This window comes from Maribacter sp. 4U21 (genome assembly GCF_002742365.1).
Taxonomy (GTDB): domain Bacteria; phylum Bacteroidota; class Bacteroidia; order Flavobacteriales; family Flavobacteriaceae; genus Maribacter.
Genome location: NZ_MDGN01000056.1, coordinates 1 through 18,244 on the forward strand (window position 1 = coordinate 1; position 18,244 = coordinate 18,244).

The following is an 18,244-nucleotide window of genomic DNA, read 5'->3' on the forward strand; positions in this document are numbered from 1 at the left end:
TGTCCGTGGTCACCTTGGCCTCCCTGCTGATATGGTCGATGAAGATATATTGCAGCGACCTTGCCGAGAAGTCCTCGATGCGCATGGCGTACATGCGCCTGACCTTACCTTCCGGGGTAAGCTGCACGGCCGTGACCGCCTTCTTTTTCTTGGCATCGTAGCTGCGCCCTATCTTTCCCTTTTCGACCCCGCCGAGCACGAACTCGTCGACGTGCACCGTGCCGTCCATCGGGCGGTTCCCGCTGGACGCCATGGCCTCCCTTACCTTGAGCATGAACAGGCGGGCGGTCTTTTCGGTGACACCGTAGCGCACGCCCATGTAACTGGCCGACAGGCTCTTTGTACTGGTCGACATCTCGAAACAGATGAAAAAGGCCTTTCGAGGACCGAACTTGACCTTATGGAAAAGCGTGTTGGCAGTGGCCGAATCGGTATGGCCGCAGATGTTGCACGTCCTCGAAAAGTCTTTTCTTACCTGCACTGCGACATGGTTACATTTGACGCATTTGAAACCCTCTTTCCATTTGATCCCGGCGAGATACTCCTTGCAGTCCAGATCCGTTTTGAAGCGATCGGAGAACTCTAGAAGGTTTTGACCCTTGAAAATATCCATATAAACCCTATATTTATTGAATTCAAAAGTATGAATTTATCTACTGACCTCTACATATTTATTTTATGCCTTGAATGAATTTACGGCGTTCGGGGGTATACTCATAGCCTACCCAATCATTTGTCACTATACCGCTCGGGCAATTGTTGTGAAAAAAAAGAACAAACCAGTCAATTTCATCAACGCTCTACCCTATACCCTGGTGCTAATTTTCGGAACAATCTTAAGTATTCCCATCTTCCATGGCTATTTTAGCAATAAAGCATCAACCAACAAACAGCTCATCGGTATCTATGTTATTGCATTTGGCCTATTTGTATTCCTCCTAATTGTTGGTTTTGTAGCTTCCATAATAGGATTGATATAGCAACCTATAATGCTGACAAAACAATTATTGGCACTATCCTCACACCTCATTATGATACCTTAGGCCCTTACTAACTATCAATTAGATTATGATTAAATTGCTGAATAAATCATCTCTTTAAATGAATAGCTCTTTCTTAAAACTCATCTCAATCTTCATCTTATTAATTATAACTACCGATGCTCACGCTCAGGACACCTACAAGAGGAATACCTCCGTTGATGTTGAATCGTACGTTTTTGATCTTACCTTAAGTGATGATTCCAACGAAATTATAGGTAAAACTTCTGTAACCGTAAACCAGTTAGAAGAAGGTTCATTTGCTCTGGACCTCATCGCTAAAATCAAGGATTATGGGATGAATGTTTCTGGCGTTACCGAAGCGGGGAGGTTGGTAGATTATACCTATATCGATAATAAAATTAAGATTAATCCGTCGGTATCGGACAAGAAGGAAAGAACATTCACTATAAATTACCAAGGTGTCCCGGAAGGAGGATTGGTCATCGATACCACCAAGTTCGGGCAGCGTTCTTTTTTTGGTGACAATTGGCCCAATCTGGCCAGACATTGGTTGCCGTCCGTAGATCATCCTTATGATAAGGCATCCGTAGAATTTAGAATTACGGCACCCTCGCATTACGATGTAGTGGCCACAGGCGAAAAAATAGAAGAGAGTAATCTAGGATACGGCATGAAATTTACGGTTTATCATGAACCCGCACCGGTAGCTATGAAAGTGGTTACTATTGGCGTTACTAGATTCGCGAGCAGACAACTGGAAGATGTTTACGACGTTCCGGTATCGGCATGGGTGTATCCTGAAAACAGGTTAGCGGGTTTTAACGATTATGCCGTAGCCTCTAAGGTGTTGAAGTATTTTATTGATAACATAGGGCCTTATTCTTATGCGAAACTTGCCAATATGCAAGCTAAGACCCAATGGGGCGGTTTGGAGAACGCTGGTAACATTGCCTACTTTGAAAACTCGGTCACCGGCAAAAATGAAGTCGAAGGACTTATCGCGCATGAAGTAGCCCACCAGTGGTTCGGTAATTCCGCCAGCGAAAATGATTGGAACCATGTGTGGTTGAGCGAGGGATTTGCCACCTACTTTGCCATACTGTATCAAGAATCGGTTTATGGTGACGAAACACGCAAAAAGGAACTGGCTTTGGATAAAAAGCAGATTATTGAATACTACCAAAAAAATCCGTCGCCCATAGTGGACCCATCCATTAAAGATCCCTTAAAAGTATTAAGCACAAACACCTATCAAAAAGGAGGATGGGTCTTGAATATGCTCCGTCATCAATTAGGTAACGAGGTATTCTGGAGGGGCATTCAATCTTATTATAAGAAATATCAAAATTCTAATGCGATGACCTCGGATTTTCAAAAATCTATGGAGGACGTTTCAGGGCAAGATTTATCGGGCTTTTTTAAACAATGGATATTCACAAAAGGATACCCAGAACTTCAATGGGATTGGAACTATGCCAAGGGGAAATTGAGCATTACCATTCATCAACTACAGGAACATCACAGCTTCAATTTTCCATTAGAGATCGGTATCATTACCGGAAATGAAACCACGATTGAAACACTACAGGTTACCAAAACAAAAGAAGAGTTTATTGTTCCTTTATCAAAACGACCTGAAACCATTGAACTAGACCCTAATCTTTGGTTGTTATTCGAGGAAAAATAAATCTAAGTGGTTTGCATCAAACCGTAAGACGATTCTTTTTAAGAAGTTTGTGTATGAACTCCATCTTCCTAATTACAGGTTTGGAAATGACGAAAGGGTAAACGTCTGCAATACCCATAGAACGGTTCATGCTGTTTATAGCAGAGAATAGAGGAATAGCCTTCCCTACTATTTTTTTAAAACTTGATTCCTCATAGGGATCAACTATAGATTTCATCCTTAGGTGTTTTTTATCTTTTAAATTCGGCTCTATTTTAATTCCAAAGTAATAGGCCGTTTCCACGGTATCCAACAGATGCAGGTAGTGCGCCCAAGTCTCTGCCCAATCCTCCCAAGGATGGGAGGAGGAATATTTACTAATAAAATTCTTTCTCCATTTTTTTTGAGGTCCGTTTTTATAATAATTTTGAAGTGCGTCTCCATAAGATGTACGCTCATCACCAAATAATTCCCTAAAATCATTCAGTATTTCCTCATTGGAATATACAAGTAATTCCCAATAATAATGTCCTATCTCATGACGAAAATGACCTATCAGCGTTCTATAGCGTTCATTCATTTCCCGTTTCATTTGCTCCCGTAATACTGAATCTGCCTCGGAAAGAAGAATAGTCACTACCCCATTGGCATGGCCGGTCATTAAGTTTTTGCCGTTGTCCCCAACATCTCTTCGGGATAGAAAGTCAAAGCAAAAACCTGTTTTGGGGTGCGCTAACTTGCTTTGGACGGGTAATCGTAGTTTTTGAAGTTGAAATACAAGCCTGTGCTTCGCTACTTCTATCCTTCTCCATTTTTTCAGGTTTTTTTTAATTCCTATGTCCGGTATTGTCCTATTTAGTTTACAAGCCTTACAAAAACCAGTTGCATCGGTATCCGGAACCAGCCAGTTACAAACATTATAAGCATAGTTCTTACACCGAACAAAGTTTTGCAAGCCATCTGTGGGGCTTTGCCATTGCTTTAAATTAGGTAGTAATGCTAACAGATCGAAAGTGGTATCTAAGTAACCCAGATGATAACCGCATTGTTCGCACTTATCATTTTCAAAAAACACGGGATTATTACAATTTTCACATTGGAATAACTTCATAGTTATTAGTTAAGAAAAATGCTTATGAAAAACTTAAGACTACTTAATCATTTTTAAATTGACCAGTTCTTGTTCCGTTAGAAAACGCCAGTGGCCTCTAGGTAGGTCTTTTTTTGTTAGTCCGCCATAAACCACGCGGTCCAGTTTTATTACTTTATAATCTAACTCCTCAAAAAGTCGTTCTACAATTTTACCTCTGGAGCTAAAAATTTCAATACCGACCTCTCGTTTGGGCGCATTATCTATGAAACTAATATCCTGAACGCGAACAGCCTTGTCTTCCACGGTTACACCTTCTTGAATTTTTTTAAGATCCGCACTTCTCAAATCCCTATCAAGAACAAGGTGGTATATTTTACGTATTCCGTTAATAGGACTCTTTAATCTTTTCTTTAAATCGCCATCATTGGTAAATACCAAAAGACCTGTATGCTCTTTGTCCAATTTATCGACCGGCAACAGTTTAGACTTGGAAGCGTTGGATATTAGTCCGGAAACATGACGTTTGCCTTTCTCATCACGCACGGTAGTAGAAAAATCCTTTGGCTTGTTTAGCAGTACGTATTCTTTTTTTATGGGATTCAACAAACGTCCATCGAACTTTACCTCATCCTCTAGCTTTACCTTGTAACCCATTTCGGTAATAGGTTTACCGTTCACGGTAATATTACCGGCCGCTATATAAATATCGGCGTCCCTGCGTGAGCATACACCGGAGTTAGCTACATATTTATTTAACCGTATAGCGTTAGGGTCAGAAGGTTGTTTGGGTGCCGTAGTTTTTTTGATAGGCGCATTACCACGAGCGTAACTCTTCTTCCTAAAGTTACCTCCTTGTCTTCCCGATGCTTTTCTACCCTTATTGGAATCTTCCCTACTCATGATGCGAATTTAGTTGCAAAGGTAGGAAAATGGATTGCCGCCTTAGCAATACTACCTAACTAAATCAACCTTCGAATTGAACCGTAGATTGGCGTTCACGATTTACGGTAAGTTTGGTGACATCTGGTCTGGAGTAATGCCCAACGGCATCAAAATTCTGCCGTTCTTCATAAACGCGGTTAAAATCCAATTCCTGATAAATCAATCCTTCTTCATGTAACACCGGCTCAACGATCCATTCCCCATCAGGGCCAGCAATACACGAACCCCCGTTTGCCAATATTTCCGGTGCCTTTTCTAGAATGGCATTAAGATGCGGTGTGTCCTCTGGAAAATCGGTTTTAGACATTAAGGAAGAAACAGAAATCACATAACTTCTAGACTCCCGTGCAATGAACCTTGTAATATCTTTTGTATTATGCTCACTCCCGGGCCAAACGGCTACATGTAAATTTTCTCCCTGCCCATAAAGTGCGGTTCTGGGAAGCGGCATCCAATTTTCCCAACAGTTTAAACCGCCCACCGTAAATTGTTTTAGTGCGTGTACCTGCAGTCCGTTTCCATCACCCGGCGCCCATGTAAGTCGCTCATCATAGGTGGGCTGCAACTTTCTATGGGCCGATTTTATGGTCCCCTGCTGGTCTATATATACTAAGGAGGCATAAATACTATGACCCCCACGATTTTGAGCACGCTCCATCATCCCTAGATAAATGGCGATATTGTTTTCTTTTGCAAGGGTTTGTACCGTTTCTAATTCTCCCGCCTCTATCTGTATGGAATTTCTAACATAATGTGCATGAAGTTCTTTGTTTACTTTCTTATCCCAGGATGCGCCCTCTGTTAAGGCTAACCAAAACGGATAGCCGGGCAGCAAGGCCTCCCCGAAGACTACGAGTTCTGCTTTTTCTTTTGCGGCCTCTTTTATAGTGGCCTCTATTTTCTCCAAGGTAGCTTTTTTGTTAAGCCAAACTGGAGCAATTTGAGCCAATGCTACTTTTAATATATGTTCCATTATAAAATCCGATTTAAAACCAAATCAATATCGATTAAAAGAATACTAAAAACACCTGCAACAATGATCAACTTCAAAATATTATGTAACCAGACGTAATGCTTTTTGGTCGTAGCTTTTGGCAATAATAACAGAAAGAGTACCAAAAAAGCCACGCAAATTGCAAAATAATAATGCATATAGCCAATATCGAACTTAAAGATAAGAAGCAATGATGGTATCAGCGTCAATAGAATTAAGGCCGCTATTAAGAATTTAGAGGTTCTAACACCATAAATAATGGGAATTGTTCTATAGTTCTGAGCCAAATCTCCAGAAATATTCTCCAAATCCTTTATCATCTCCCGTGATAGTATCAGCAGAAACAGGAAAACGGCATGAACAAAAATTACGTTTTCAAAATTCTTATAGTATACAAAAACAGCAAAAAAAGGTGTAATAGCAAGAGTTGCAGAGACAAAATTTCCGACAAAGGGCACTTTTTTTAGCTTATGAGAATAGAACCAGATACCGAAGATGTAAGCCGAGAAGAACAGTACGGCCCTAAAAGAAACATAGCTTGCCGCAAACACGGCAAGAAAGTTCAATACAAAGTAAGTGGTTAATTTAAAACGCTGGCTCACCAGCCTATCCAACATACTCTTCCTGGGCTTGTTGATCAGGTCCTTTTCGGCATCGTAAAAATTATTAATGATATACCCGCTTGCGATCACTAAGGTAGAAGCCAAGACGATGACCAAGAGATTGATGTCCAAAATAACCCTGCCTAGCGGTAATTTTGGTGCCAGTATATAAATGGAAGCTAAATACTGTGCTAGGGCTATAATCAGAACGTTATAACCACGTACCACAGAAAACAGACTCAACACTTTAAGAAGTAAGAGTTTGTTTTTTCTACTAAACATGGAATGGATGCGTCCTAGAAGTTGTAAACCACCTCTAATTTATAGTCTTTTAATGCCTTCTTGGCCTTGGCCAAATCTTCTGTAAAACCAAGGATGTAACCGCCGCCGCCAGAACCACATAATTTTAAGTAATATTCGTTACTGTCTATGCCCTGTTTCCACAGTTCGTGAAACTTAGCGGGAATCATAGGTTTAAAGTTATTCAAAACTACGTTTGACAACTGTTTCAAATTTCCAAAAAGGGATTTTACATTACCATTAACAAAATCTTCTACGCAGGCATCGGTATGTTTTATAAACTGATTTTTAAGCATATTCCTAAAACCTTCACTCTTCATCTGTTCCATAAAAAGCTGCACCATAGGAGCGGTCTCACCGGTTGACCCGCTATCCAAAAGAAAAACGGCCCCTTTACCTTTCGCATTTTGCGTAGGAATACTGGTAGACTCTATGTTATCTTTTGAATTAATAAGTATAGGTAAGCTAAGGTAACTGTTCAAGGGGTCTAAGCCAGATGATTTTCCGTGGAAAAAAGATTCCATATTCCCAAAAATCGTTTTTAGCTTAAGTAATTTTTTCCTGGTAAGATTTTCTAATACCGTAATCTTATCATTGGCATATTTATCATAAATAGCGGCTACCAAAGCACCACTACTACCTACTCCGTAACCTTGAGGTATAGAACTATCAAAATACATGCCTTTGGCAATATCTTCCTTTAACTCCTTTACATTAAAAGACACCAACTCTGGTTGTTCTTTTGTAAGCTTATCTAAATACTCGGAAAAACCGCTCAGCGCCATATTGGATTGTTGCGCTTTCTCCGATGTATTATCGTCCATTTTCAGGGCTCCCTTGAAAAAATTATAAGGTATAGAAAGTCCTTTGGAGTCCTTAATAATTCCATACTCTCCAAAAAGAAGTATTTTAGAGTAAAATAATGGTCCTTTCATTCTTGATATCTAAAACAATAACTAAATATAATCAACTATTCTAAATTAGTTGAACAAATCGGTTAAACGGTTCAACAAAGAACGTAAATTCTTGTTTTTAATTATCCAAGCCTACGTTTATTCTTTTGGCTCCAAAACCAATTCTATCACAAATATACTGTTGGTTTTGACAGTATACAACTAACTCATTCTTAATAAATTGATAGACTTCTTCTTTTTCGTTTTCGGGATATAAAACATGAACATTAGCGCCAGCATCCAAGGTAAAGCAAACGTGTGTACCAGAACGTTCCCGAAAAGCCCAGATTTTATTTATAATCTCTAAAGTATTCGGTTTCATTAAAATAAAATAAGGATGGCTTGTCATCATCATGGCATGTAGGGTAAGTGCTTCGCTCTCTACAATTTTAATGAATTCCTTCAGGTCTCCCTCCTTAAAGACCGACTTGAGTTTTGTTAAATTCTCATGGGCCTGTGCAAAGCGTTGACGAGCAAATGGATGATCGTGCATTAAATCATGACCTACCGTACTGCTTACCTGTTTTTCTCCTTTGTCCACCAAAAGGATGGTGTCGTGATAGTTCCTGAATAGTTTATGTACCTCGTAGGGATACTTTATGCCATATAAGTCGGAGCTTCTATCCGTATCGGTATGGTTTCCCCATTGCACGATATCTCCCTGAATACTTCTACAAGCACTACCCGAACCTAATCGGGACAAAAACGATGCTTTTTGTATAAATTGAGTGTCTGACATTTCTGGATTCAGTTCTTTCTCTATTTCCATTAAGCAAAGCGCCAGCGCGGACATACCGCTTGCGGATGAGGCGATACCGCTGCTATGGGGAAAAGAATTGGAAGTTTCAATTACAAAATGATAGTCCAACAAAAACGGTACATAGGTTACAATACGACTAAAAAAAGTCGTAATCTTAGGAGTAAAGCTAGGTTTTGGCTTTCCTTCAAAAATTAAATCAAAAGAAAAGTCGGTTGCCCGCTTTTCCAGTTTACTGTAAGTAAGAATGGTTTTGGTGGCACAGGCATCTAGGGTGAAACTAATGGACGGATTCGCCGGAATCTGATTCTCCTTCTTTCCCCAGTACTTCACTAAAGCTATATTACTCGGGGATTTAAAACCAACTACACCTTCTTCTTTTAAATTATGATATGCTGAAGGAACAAAATCTTTTTCGGTCATTAAAACAGTATTTGCGCAAAGATAGTTTTTAGCTACATCAATTGAAATAATTCCTTATTTTAGACCTAAACTGCTCAGCATTGAAAAAGAAACTAGTCTATATCGTTATCTCCGTTACCCTTTGCCTAGTTATTGGGTTTCTTGCCAGTTTTGCAACGCAGAGCTCTGTTAATGACTGGTATTTAACCCTGAACAAACCAAGTTTTAATCCGCCCAATTGGATATTTGCACCAGTTTGGACCGCACTTTACATACTCATGGGCATCGCTGCGGGATGGGTCTGGGGAAAGGGTTTCCACCATAAATATGTAAAAACGGGACTTTATCATTTTGGTTTTCAGTTATTGTTAAATGCTCTGTGGAGTATCGTATTTTTTGGACTTAAAAGTCCGTTTTATGCACTTTGGGTAATCATTGCACTCTTGATTATGCTTATATTAACCATTAAATGGTTTAAAGTAGTGAGCAAGTTGGCGGCCATTTTATTGACTCCTTATCTATTATGGGTCTGTTTTGCCACGCTCCTTAACTATAAAATATGGGAGCTTAATTGATGGTTGATGGTTGATGGTTGATGGTTGATGGTTGATGGTTGATGGTTGATGGTTGATGGTTGATGGTTGATGGTAAGAAAATAAAAATTTATATAGAACTTAGTGAATTACTTCATTTATATGACGCTAATACCAAAAGCTTTTGCATTGTGCGGTAGTTCCTTGCTGTGGCGGTAACTTTCAATTTGCGCTCTATAAGGTTGTTGTTCAACTTTGCGTTGCCATATCCCTTTTTACAAAGAAGATATACGCAGCTATCGGAAATCTTGAATTCTTCATTGGGGTAGGTAACCGATTCAAAAGAACGTATCTGTTCCCCCGACGGAACATCAAAAAGAAGTGTAAAATAAACGCTGTTAGTTTCTAAATATTCTGAAGTTGTAAAGGGGTTATCATCTATGATTTTTTGAACTTCAGCAAGAGATTTTACTAAAGTCGGAACCCGAAAACCGAAACTATCCTCAATGGTCTTTTTAATGATTTGCTCCAATTCGCTGACGGATTTCTCTGGGCATTTAAATACAATATTACCGCTCTGAATATATGTTCTTACCTCATGAAAACCAGTAACACCCAGCACTTCCCTAAGTTTTGCCATGGGTACTTTCTTGTGACCTCCAACATTGATTCCTCTTAAAAAAGCGATATACTTCTCCATATTTATTCGTTATTCGCTAATTCAGCAATTATTCCTTGTGCCGCCATATAGCCCGAGGTCCAAGCATTCTGAAAATTGAAGCCTCCGGTGATGGCGTCTATATTCATTATTTCTCCAGCGAAATACAGATTAGGAATTACTTTACTCTCATAGGTCTTAAAATTGATTTCCTTTAAATCGATGCCGCCGGCAGTCACAAACTCTTCTTTAAAGGTACTCTTACCAGTAACCTGATAAATTCCGTTGGTTAATTGCTCCGCCAAATTTTGAAGCTGTACTTTAGAGACATCTGGCCATGTGTCCGAATCAGCTATCCCAGACGCCCGTACTAGATTTACCCACAACCTCTTGGGAATATCTACTACTTTTGTCCGTAAAACTGTCTTACGCTCTACTTTTTTCACCTCCATGAATAGTCCCAAAAGTCCCTCTTTATGATACTCTGGAACCCAGTTGACCTGAATCTTAAAATTATAGTTGTAGTTTTTTAAAATTCTGGCACCCCACGCGGATAGTTTTAAGATGGCCGGTCCACTCATTCCCCAGTGTGTTATGAGTAAAGGGCCTTCTGAGGTAAGTACGGCCTCCCTATTTTTCTTACCGTATAAGTTTCCCTTTCCCGTACTGCTTTCCAAAACCTGAACCTCAGCGGCAGTACTTAAGCCAGGAATATCGGCAATTCTTTTATCCTGTATGTTAAACGTGAACAAAGAGGGTACAGGAGTGACAATGGTATGACCTAAATTACCTAAGAGCTCCCATACTTTAGGGTTACTTCCCGTCGCCATAATAATTTTCTTGGATTTGAAACTGGCATCTCTAGTCTTTACCAGCCAATGCTCTTTTTCTGCCGTGATGCCTACTACTGGACTCTTATAATGTATAGCTACCCCTAATCGATTTGCTTCGGACAAAAAACAGTCAATGATGGTCTGTGAAGAATCCGTTACCGGAAACATACGGCCATCCTCTTCTATCTTCAATGCAATTCCTCTTTCTTCAAAGAAAGTGATGGTATCTCCGCTGGCGTAGGTATGAAAAGGACCTAAAAGTTCTTTCTCTCCTCTGGGATAGTTCTTGGAAAGTTCTTTTGGGTCAAACTCGGCATGGGTAACATTACAACGGCCACCTCCGGAAACTTTTACTTTTGAAAGCACTTCATTGCCCCTTTCGAGTATGGCCACCTTGTTTTTAGGAAGGTGTTCAGCGACATGGAGTGCTGCATAGAAACCTGCCGCACCACCACCAACTATGAGAACATCATACATTACTGAACCCTTTCCGGGAAATTGGTAATAATCCCGTCTACGCTAATTCGCTTCATGGCATCTATATCAGCGGGTTCATTAACCGTCCATGTATATATTTTAAACCCGGCATCTCGTATTTCGTTAGCAACTTCTAAATCCAGGTTTTTGAAATAGGGATTTATGGCCACCGCATTAAGTTCCTTCGCTATGGGAATGGCATCAATAGGATTTTCCTCTGTCAGAACCGCTATCGCTACCTCATCATTCAGTTTACGCATTGCTCTTAGTTCATCCCAATTGAAACTAGAAATGATAAAATTTTCTGGAGACCAATTCTTTTCCTTTACATAGTAATCCATAATAAAGTTTACCCTGTCCGACGTATTCGCCCCCTTTAACTCAATATTAAGGGCCACTTTATTGTCTATCAACTTCAATACATCTTGAAGCATGGGTATCTTATGCCCTCCATCTAGGGTTAACCTTTTTAAATCGTAGATATTATATTCTTCTATTTTTCCTGGGCCATTGGTAAGCCTATCTACCATTTCATCATGAAACACGACAATCTCACCACTGGAAATTTGGAAGACATCGATTTCTATCATATCTACCCCTAAATCCAATGCTTTTTGAATAGATGCTAAACTATTTTCAGTTTCATGACCCATTGCTCCCCTATGACCAATTACCAAAGGTTTTTTCATATCGCAAGCCGTTACTAGAATGATTACCGCTAAAATTGAAATCTTTTTAAACATTTTTCTAATTTTTCAATTCAAAAATATAAGATTCTAATGGATTTAAATGCACATCGATATTTCCTACACCATCTATAACATTTAAATCTTGGCTAGAACCGTATAGACCATCCACTAGTTTATAAGTTCCGTTCTTCAATTTCCATTCGCTAATTATTTCCGATGGAATCTTAAGTTGAAAGGTATGATTTTCGTGCGTGTCAAAATTAGATACCACTACCAATTTTTCCTTCTCACTCCAACGCACATAGGACAGCACCCGGTGATTATAATTGTCCGTATGCTCCTTATTGTAGAAATGTATCTCGCGATATTTTCCCATAAGGGCTTCACTTTCTATAGTGAAGTTCAGTAGACGCTTGTAAAAATCTCGTAGTTCCTTTTCTGCATCACTTAACTGACCCCCATCGAACTTTTTTTCATTGACCCATCTCTGAAAATGGGGTACACCGATATAATCAAAAATCGAGGTTCTTGTTGGGCTGCCAAAACCAGCGTTTTCCGCTCCAGGTTCTCCCACTTCCTGACCAAAGTAAATCATGGTAGGCGATGTGCTAATGGTGGCGGAAACTACCATGGCCGGTTTAGCCGTTTTAGCATCGCCCACAAAATCCGGACTAGCAATGCGCTGCTCATCATGGTTCTCTAAAAAATGAAGCATATGATGCTCTATATCTTCCAAACCTTTTTGAACAACGGGTATATGATCCGTCCACCCGTAGCCTTTCATAATGTGCTTTATACTATCGTACAGTTCTACCTTGTCATATAGATAATCCATTTTACCTTTTTTAATATAGGCTCTATATAGGTCAGGATTATATACCTCTGCCATAAGAAAAGCATCCGGATTCTTCATTTTTATGCTAGAGTTCATGTAGCTCCAAAACTCAACCGGCACCATTTCGGCCATGTCATATCTAAAGCCATCTACTCCAAAATCTAACCAGTACAACGCAATATCCCTGAATTTTTTCCAAGAACCTGGAACCGATTTTTCCTTCCAAAACGCAGCGTGTTCCGTAATTCCCTTTTGTGCAAAGTCCTCTGGAAGCGAATCAAAATCATAAGAGCCATCTGGGCGCACCCCGTAGTTAATCCGTACCGTTTCATACCAATCGTTCATATCTGGTTGTGCCAGTCTAGAGCCATTCCCTGTCCATTTGGCCGGCACCTCGGTATATTTGGAATCTGCCAAGCGATGTTCTTCTCCGCCTAAAGGCAAATAACCATCCTTCCATTGGGGAACCTTAAATTCTTCCCCGGGAATGTAATAAAAGTTATTATCTCGGTGGTACTCCAAGGTAGAATCGTCCTCGGCTCCAAAATCGGTTACCCCGGCGGGATTGGTTTTTCCCTCATAACCTCTGGCAACATGGTTTGGAACAATATCTATAATAACCTTCATACCGGTGGCATGTGTACGGGTTACCAAGTTTTTAAATTCCTGAAGCCTATTACCGGGGTCTATGGCCAAGTCAGGATTAACGTTATAATAATCCTTAACGGCATATGGTGATCCCGCCCTTCCCTTAACTACATCCGGGTCATCGTTAGAAATCCCGATTGCGGTATAATCATTTATAACAGCATGATGCGGAACACCGGTATACCACATATGTGTAATTCCCAGCTCCTTGATTTCTTGCAGCGCACGAGGGGAAAAGTCATCAAACTTACCTACCCCGTTCTCCTCAATGGTTCCCCAAGACTTGTTGTTGGTATTGGTATTACCAAATAGCCTTGTAAAAACCTGGTAAACAACCACTTTATTTTTTCTTTCCATTTTTTGATGCAAGGGTTTTTGAATTTCGTTTTTACAGGATATACTGGCCAAGACCACCAGACAAAAGAAAATAAGAATGGTTTGGCGCATGGGTCAGCGGATTATACCATTATTGTATTACCAGGTATCAGCTCTACCCTTTTACCATTTACACGTATGGACATTTCGGTATCTCCATTAAGCTCAAAAGTAGTTTCCTTGTCCGTTACGCGTACCTTAATGATTCTATTTCTAAAATTAACATTAAAAGCAAAGGCTTTCCACTGCTTTGGAATTTGAGGATAGAAAGACAACTTATCATCTACAACGCGCATGCCTCCAAAACCTTCTACGATACTCATCCAAGTACCTGCCATTGAGGTAATGTGCAAGCCCTCTTCCACCTCCTTGTTATAGTCATCCAAGTCAAGTCTTGAAGTTCTCAGATAAAAAGTGTACGCCTGCTCCATTCTACCCAGCTTGGCCGCTTGTATACTATGCACACATGGCGATAGCGAAGATTCATGAACCGTAAACGGCTCATAAAAATCAAAGTGCTTTTCTAATGATTCTGTTGAAAAATCAGCCTCAAAAAGATAAAATCCCTGAAGTACATCTGCCTGTTTGATGTACGGAGAACGTAAAATTCTATCCCAGCTCCATTTCTGGTTGATGGGTCGGTCCTGTTTTGACAGATCCTTCACTTGAACCAACTCCTTGTCCAAAAACCCGTCTTGTTGTAAGAATATCCCATATTTTTCAGAAAATGGGAAGTATATGTTATCGGCTACTTTTTTCCAATTTTCAAGCTCCCTATCATTTAATTTCGTCTTTCCCATGATACGCTTATAATCGTCTGCGTATCCATCTTTGACCTTACCTATTTGTTCCAGGGTGTAATCTATGCACCACTTGGCCAAGTAGTTGGTATACCAGTTATTATTGACGTTGTTCTCATATTCGTTGGGTCCTGTTACCCCTAACATAACGTACTTTTTTTTGTCCTCGGAGAAGTTCACCCTTTGATGCCAAAATCTTGAAATACCGATCAACACCTCTAGACCCATTTCTGGTATATAACCATAGTCTCCCGTATATCTGTAATAGTTATAGATTGCAAAGGCTATGGCTCCGTTTCTATGTATTTCTTCAAAAGTTATTTCCCACTCGTTATGGCATTCCTCTCCGTTCATGGTAACCATAGGATATAACGCCGCACCGTTTACAAACCCTAGCTTTTGCGCATTCTCTATGGCCTTATCCAGGTGATTGTATCTGTACTTTAGTAATTTACGCGCAACTTTATCATCTTTAGTAGCCATATAGAAAGGAAGACAATAAGCTTCCGTGTCCCAATAGGTGCTACCACCGTATTTCTCTCCGGTAAATCCCTTTGGACCTATATTCAATCTTGAATCTGTTCCGAGATAGGTCTGGTTCAATTGAAAGATATTAAAACGTATGCCCTGTTGGGCTTTTACATCTCCTTCGATAACAATATCGCTCATCTCCCAAATCCGCGCCCAAGCTTGTTTTTGTTTTTCCAACAAATCATTAAAACCGAGTTGGGAAACTTCTCTAAGTACTTCCTTTGCGGCAGCGACCAATCTTGATGTCTTATAATTCGTAGAAACAGTATAGCCACCAAATTTATGTAATGCTACCGTCTCGCCCACTTTCACCTTTTGCTTAAAGGTTTGGCTTACCCGTAAATCCTCTTCAATAATATGTGGTTCAACAACACTACTACTGCCGTTATAAAGTAGGTGCGACTGCATAAAGGTACAGGTTGCAAAATTTGTCTTCATCGTATGTGCCTCAATAAAAGCTTGGTTTCCTTCGGAAGAAACTCCTGTAGTGTTCCAGAACTTATCATCCCAATTACTGTCTTCATTGGTAATGCTGCTATCCAAATAAGAATCAAACATTACTTCAGCATCCGAAGAAAGCACTGTAACGGCATACTTTATTGCCCCTACCTCATCTATATCCAAACTCAGAAATCTAATGGCTTCTACCCCTATCTTGATATCGTTAGGTAGGGTGGCAACGAACTCCCTCTTGTAATAACCCTCTTTCATGTTGAGCTCCCTTCGGTAATCCGAAACGTTCTTACAGGTATTCAAATCCAACGTTTCCCCGTTCACACTTACATTTATTCCAATCCAATTGGGAGCATTCAATACTTTGGCAAAATACTCAGGATAGCCATTTTTCCACCATCCCACACGTGTCTTATCCGGATAATAAACACCTGCAATATAACTTCCTTGAAATGTGTCTCCCGTGTACGTTTCTTCAAAATTGGCTCTTTGCCCCATTGCGCCGTTGCCAATACTAAATAAGCTTTCTGAGGATTTAACCTGTTCTTTGTCAAAACCTTCTTCTATGATAGACCAATTATCGGCCTTTATATAATCTTGATTCATTCCTACAATTTATAATGAACATTTATCCTATAAATGGTATGTTCTAATAATTCAAATTTACGATGGGGTTTATGAACGCAAAAGTTTTGATAAGAAATCAGTATCGATTTCCGTAAAATCATTGAAATTATACTTCGACTCTGACAACACCTTTTGATCACCTATACCAATACTTATCATATGCGCGGCATTTGCAGCTTGGATACCGGCAACGGCATCTTCAAAGACAACACATTTATTAGACGGAACCCCTAAATTTTCTGCAGCAATCAAAAATACTTCCGGGTCCGGTTTTGCTTTGGTTACATTATTACCATCCACAATACTATCAAAAAAAGGCAATAATTTTACTTTTTCTAAAATTGGCCTAGCGTTTTTGCTTGCGGATCCCAAGGCGATAGGAATATGATTATCTTTTAAAAAATTCAATACCCTTGGCACATCCGGCAGCACCTCTGACTCGTCCATGTTTTCTATATAGGCCAAGTAGTCCACATTCTTATCTACCATCCATGCATCAAATTGTTCTTGATATGCTGTTACGTTTCCAATTTCTAGCAAAATCTCAAGACATCGCTTTCTACTGACCCCTTTGAACATTTCGTTCTGTTCTTTGGTAAATTCAAAACCAAGTTCATTGGCCAGTTTTTTCCATGCCCGATAATGATATTTGGCCGTATCCACTATTACCCCGTCTAAATCGAAAATAAATCCAATTTTTTGCATCTTTTCTTCTTTGTAAATTAATTGATTGTTGACTCCCTTTTAATAATCGTAGCAGAAATAATTTCGGTGCAAAAGGGTTCTTCTACCTCTTCATTATCGCTTTCTACCCTATCTATTAAAAGTTTAGCGGCCACCTCTCCCATTTTATCCCCATGTTGAGCAATGGTTGTCAAAGTAGGTTTGGAGTATTTAGACAAAATCCCATCTGTAAAACCGATAAAAGATATATCCTCGGGAATTCTTTTCCCCATGCATTGTACTATACCCATACAGTGGATAGCAAAAATTTCATTTACACAAAGTACAGCATTTACATCCGTAGTAGAAAAGAAGTTCTTGATAGTTTGCTCATCCAAGTCTTCATAAGGCAATGTAAGCACCAAATCCTTATTGAACACTAGTCCGTTTTGTTCTAAAGCCTTTACATACCCTTTTCCGCGACTAGCACTTACATTAAAATAAGCATCCGTAGTTACTAATGCTATTTTCTCTCTGCCTGTCTTAATAAAGGAGTCCACGGCTTCAAAGGCAATACTCTCATCGTTTAATATGACCTTATCACAATCTACCTCATCCGTAACCCTATCAAATAATACCAACGGAATCCCCTGCTCTGTTACTTCTTTCAAGTGATTAAAATCGGCTTTCTTCTGCGTTCCTGCGGATAGCGACATGATAAAGCCATCAATGCTGCCGTTGGCGAGCATTTCCATATTTATTACCTCCTTGTCGAAAGATTCGTCCGATACACATACAATAACATTGTAACCACGCTCATTGGCATATTTTTCTATTCCCCTAAAGACGGTGGTAAAGAAATGATGTACGATATCAGGAATAACAACACCAATGTTCTTTGTTCTTTTATTCTTTAAACTGATAGCAATGTTATTGGGCTTATAATTATAAAGTTTAGCGAACGCCTGAACCTTATCCTTGGTATCTCTACTTATCTCATGGCTATTCTTGAGTGCTTTGGAAACAGTTGAAATTGAAACGTCCAACTCTCTGGCGATATGTTTTAAAGTAATTTTTCTTTTCAAACCAAAGATTTTAAATGGTAAGTAACCCTACTAACAAAATTGAATATCATTATTAATGAGTTTAAAATTACTCGTTTTTGAATTCAATTTTCCTCGAGGTTGAAAATAATCAAAAGCTTGTAAAATTCAGAAAATTAAAATTGTTTATATTTTCTAAGTTCAAGTCATAAGTGCAACATGCATATTTAAAATACTTGGGGCTAGCCCCAAGTATTTTAGGTTCAATATTTATATTGATCTTGCATGAAACATTACAAACAATTGACCCTATCTCAAAGGTATCAAATTCAGAGTCTTTTACAAGTCGGATTTACTCAAACCCAA

General features: G+C 39.5%; 16 protein-coding genes. 2 read left to right on the plus strand and 14 right to left on the minus strand.

The window, feature by feature from the left end; translation table 11 throughout:
- On the minus strand, positions 1-613 hold a 613-nt coding region (locus BFP77_RS12210; protein ID WP_099574315.1), incomplete at its 3' end, for an IS1595 family transposase.
- Between the two features lie 488 nt (positions 614-1,101).
- Here BFP77_RS12210 and BFP77_RS12220 point away from each other — a divergent pair.
- Entirely contained in the window at positions 1,102-2,691 is a 1,590-nt protein-coding gene (locus BFP77_RS12220; RefSeq protein WP_099574317.1) for a M1 family metallopeptidase, read from the plus strand.
- Positions 2,692-2,707: 16 nt separating this feature from the next.
- On the opposite strand, the gene BFP77_RS12225 is transcribed toward BFP77_RS12220, so the two are convergent.
- The 6 genes from BFP77_RS12225 to BFP77_RS12250 form a co-directional block, all read right to left on the minus strand.
- Complete coding sequence (locus tag BFP77_RS12225) at positions 2,708-3,781, minus strand: zinc-binding metallopeptidase family protein (protein WP_099574318.1); 1,074 nt, start codon at positions 3,779-3,781, stop codon at positions 2,708-2,710.
- A gap of 39 nt (positions 3,782-3,820) precedes the next feature.
- Entirely contained in the window at positions 3,821-4,663 is an 843-nt protein-coding gene (locus tag BFP77_RS12230; protein ID WP_099574319.1) for a pseudouridine synthase, read from the minus strand.
- Positions 4,664-4,727: 64 nt separating this feature from the next.
- Positions 4,728-5,678 (minus strand): carbon-nitrogen hydrolase family protein, encoded by a 951-nt coding sequence (locus BFP77_RS12235; RefSeq protein WP_099574320.1) that lies wholly within the window; start codon positions 5,676-5,678, stop codon positions 4,728-4,730.
- Positions 5,678-6,583 carry a geranylgeranylglycerol-phosphate geranylgeranyltransferase gene (locus BFP77_RS12240; protein WP_099574321.1) on the minus strand — a complete coding sequence of 302 codons (906 nt, stop codon included), beginning with the start codon at positions 6,581-6,583 and terminating at the stop codon, positions 5,678-5,680. The genes BFP77_RS12235 and BFP77_RS12240 overlap by 1 nt, the downstream gene beginning before the upstream one ends.
- Positions 6,584-6,597: 14 nt before the next feature.
- A complete protein-coding gene (locus BFP77_RS12245) occupies positions 6,598-7,536 on the minus strand; it encodes a mevalonate kinase family protein (protein ID WP_099574322.1) in 939 nt (312 codons plus the stop codon).
- 97 nt (positions 7,537-7,633) lie between these two features.
- A complete protein-coding gene (locus BFP77_RS12250; protein ID WP_099574323.1) occupies positions 7,634-8,734 on the minus strand; it encodes a diphosphomevalonate/mevalonate 3,5-bisphosphate decarboxylase family protein in 1,101 nt (366 codons plus the stop codon).
- Between the two features lie 80 nt (positions 8,735-8,814).
- Here BFP77_RS12250 and BFP77_RS12255 point away from each other — a divergent pair, with 80 nt between their 5' ends.
- Positions 8,815-9,288 carry a TspO/MBR family protein gene (locus tag BFP77_RS12255; RefSeq protein ID WP_099574324.1) on the plus strand — a complete coding sequence of 158 codons (474 nt, stop codon included), beginning with the start codon at positions 8,815-8,817 and terminating at the stop codon, positions 9,286-9,288.
- Between the two features lie 112 nt (positions 9,289-9,400).
- Here the strand turns inward: BFP77_RS12255 and BFP77_RS12260 are convergent, their stop codons facing one another.
- The 7 genes from BFP77_RS12260 to BFP77_RS12290 form a co-directional block, all read right to left on the minus strand.
- A complete protein-coding gene (locus BFP77_RS12260) occupies positions 9,401-9,946 on the minus strand; it encodes a DUF1697 domain-containing protein (RefSeq protein ID WP_099574325.1) in 546 nt (181 codons plus the stop codon).
- Positions 9,947-9,948: 2 nt separating this feature from the next.
- Positions 9,949-11,214 carry an NAD(P)/FAD-dependent oxidoreductase gene (locus BFP77_RS12265; RefSeq protein WP_099574326.1) on the minus strand — a complete coding sequence of 422 codons (1,266 nt, stop codon included), beginning with the start codon at positions 11,212-11,214 and terminating at the stop codon, positions 9,949-9,951.
- Positions 11,214-11,957 carry a glycerophosphodiester phosphodiesterase gene (locus BFP77_RS12270; protein ID WP_099574327.1) on the minus strand — a complete coding sequence of 248 codons (744 nt, stop codon included), beginning with the start codon at positions 11,955-11,957 and terminating at the stop codon, positions 11,214-11,216. The genes BFP77_RS12265 and BFP77_RS12270 overlap by 1 nt, the downstream gene beginning before the upstream one ends.
- 4 nt (positions 11,958-11,961) lie before the next feature.
- Positions 11,962-13,833 carry an alpha-amylase family glycosyl hydrolase gene (locus tag BFP77_RS12275; protein WP_099574328.1) on the minus strand — a complete coding sequence of 624 codons (1,872 nt, stop codon included), beginning with the start codon at positions 13,831-13,833 and terminating at the stop codon, positions 11,962-11,964.
- 11 nt (positions 13,834-13,844) lie between these two features.
- Positions 13,845-16,151 (minus strand): glycoside hydrolase family 65 protein, encoded by a 2,307-nt coding sequence (locus BFP77_RS12280; protein WP_099574329.1) that lies wholly within the window; start codon positions 16,149-16,151, stop codon positions 13,845-13,847.
- A 69-nt stretch (positions 16,152-16,220) separates the two neighbouring features.
- Positions 16,221-16,877 carry a beta-phosphoglucomutase gene (gene pgmB, locus BFP77_RS12285; RefSeq protein WP_099574330.1) on the minus strand — a complete coding sequence of 219 codons (657 nt, stop codon included), beginning with the start codon at positions 16,875-16,877 and terminating at the stop codon, positions 16,221-16,223.
- A gap of 17 nt (positions 16,878-16,894) precedes the next feature.
- Positions 16,895-17,920, minus strand: coding sequence for a LacI family DNA-binding transcriptional regulator (locus BFP77_RS12290; RefSeq protein ID WP_099574331.1), 1,026 nt, complete (start codon positions 17,918-17,920; stop codon positions 16,895-16,897).
- Positions 17,921-18,244 lie beyond the last annotated feature (324 nt).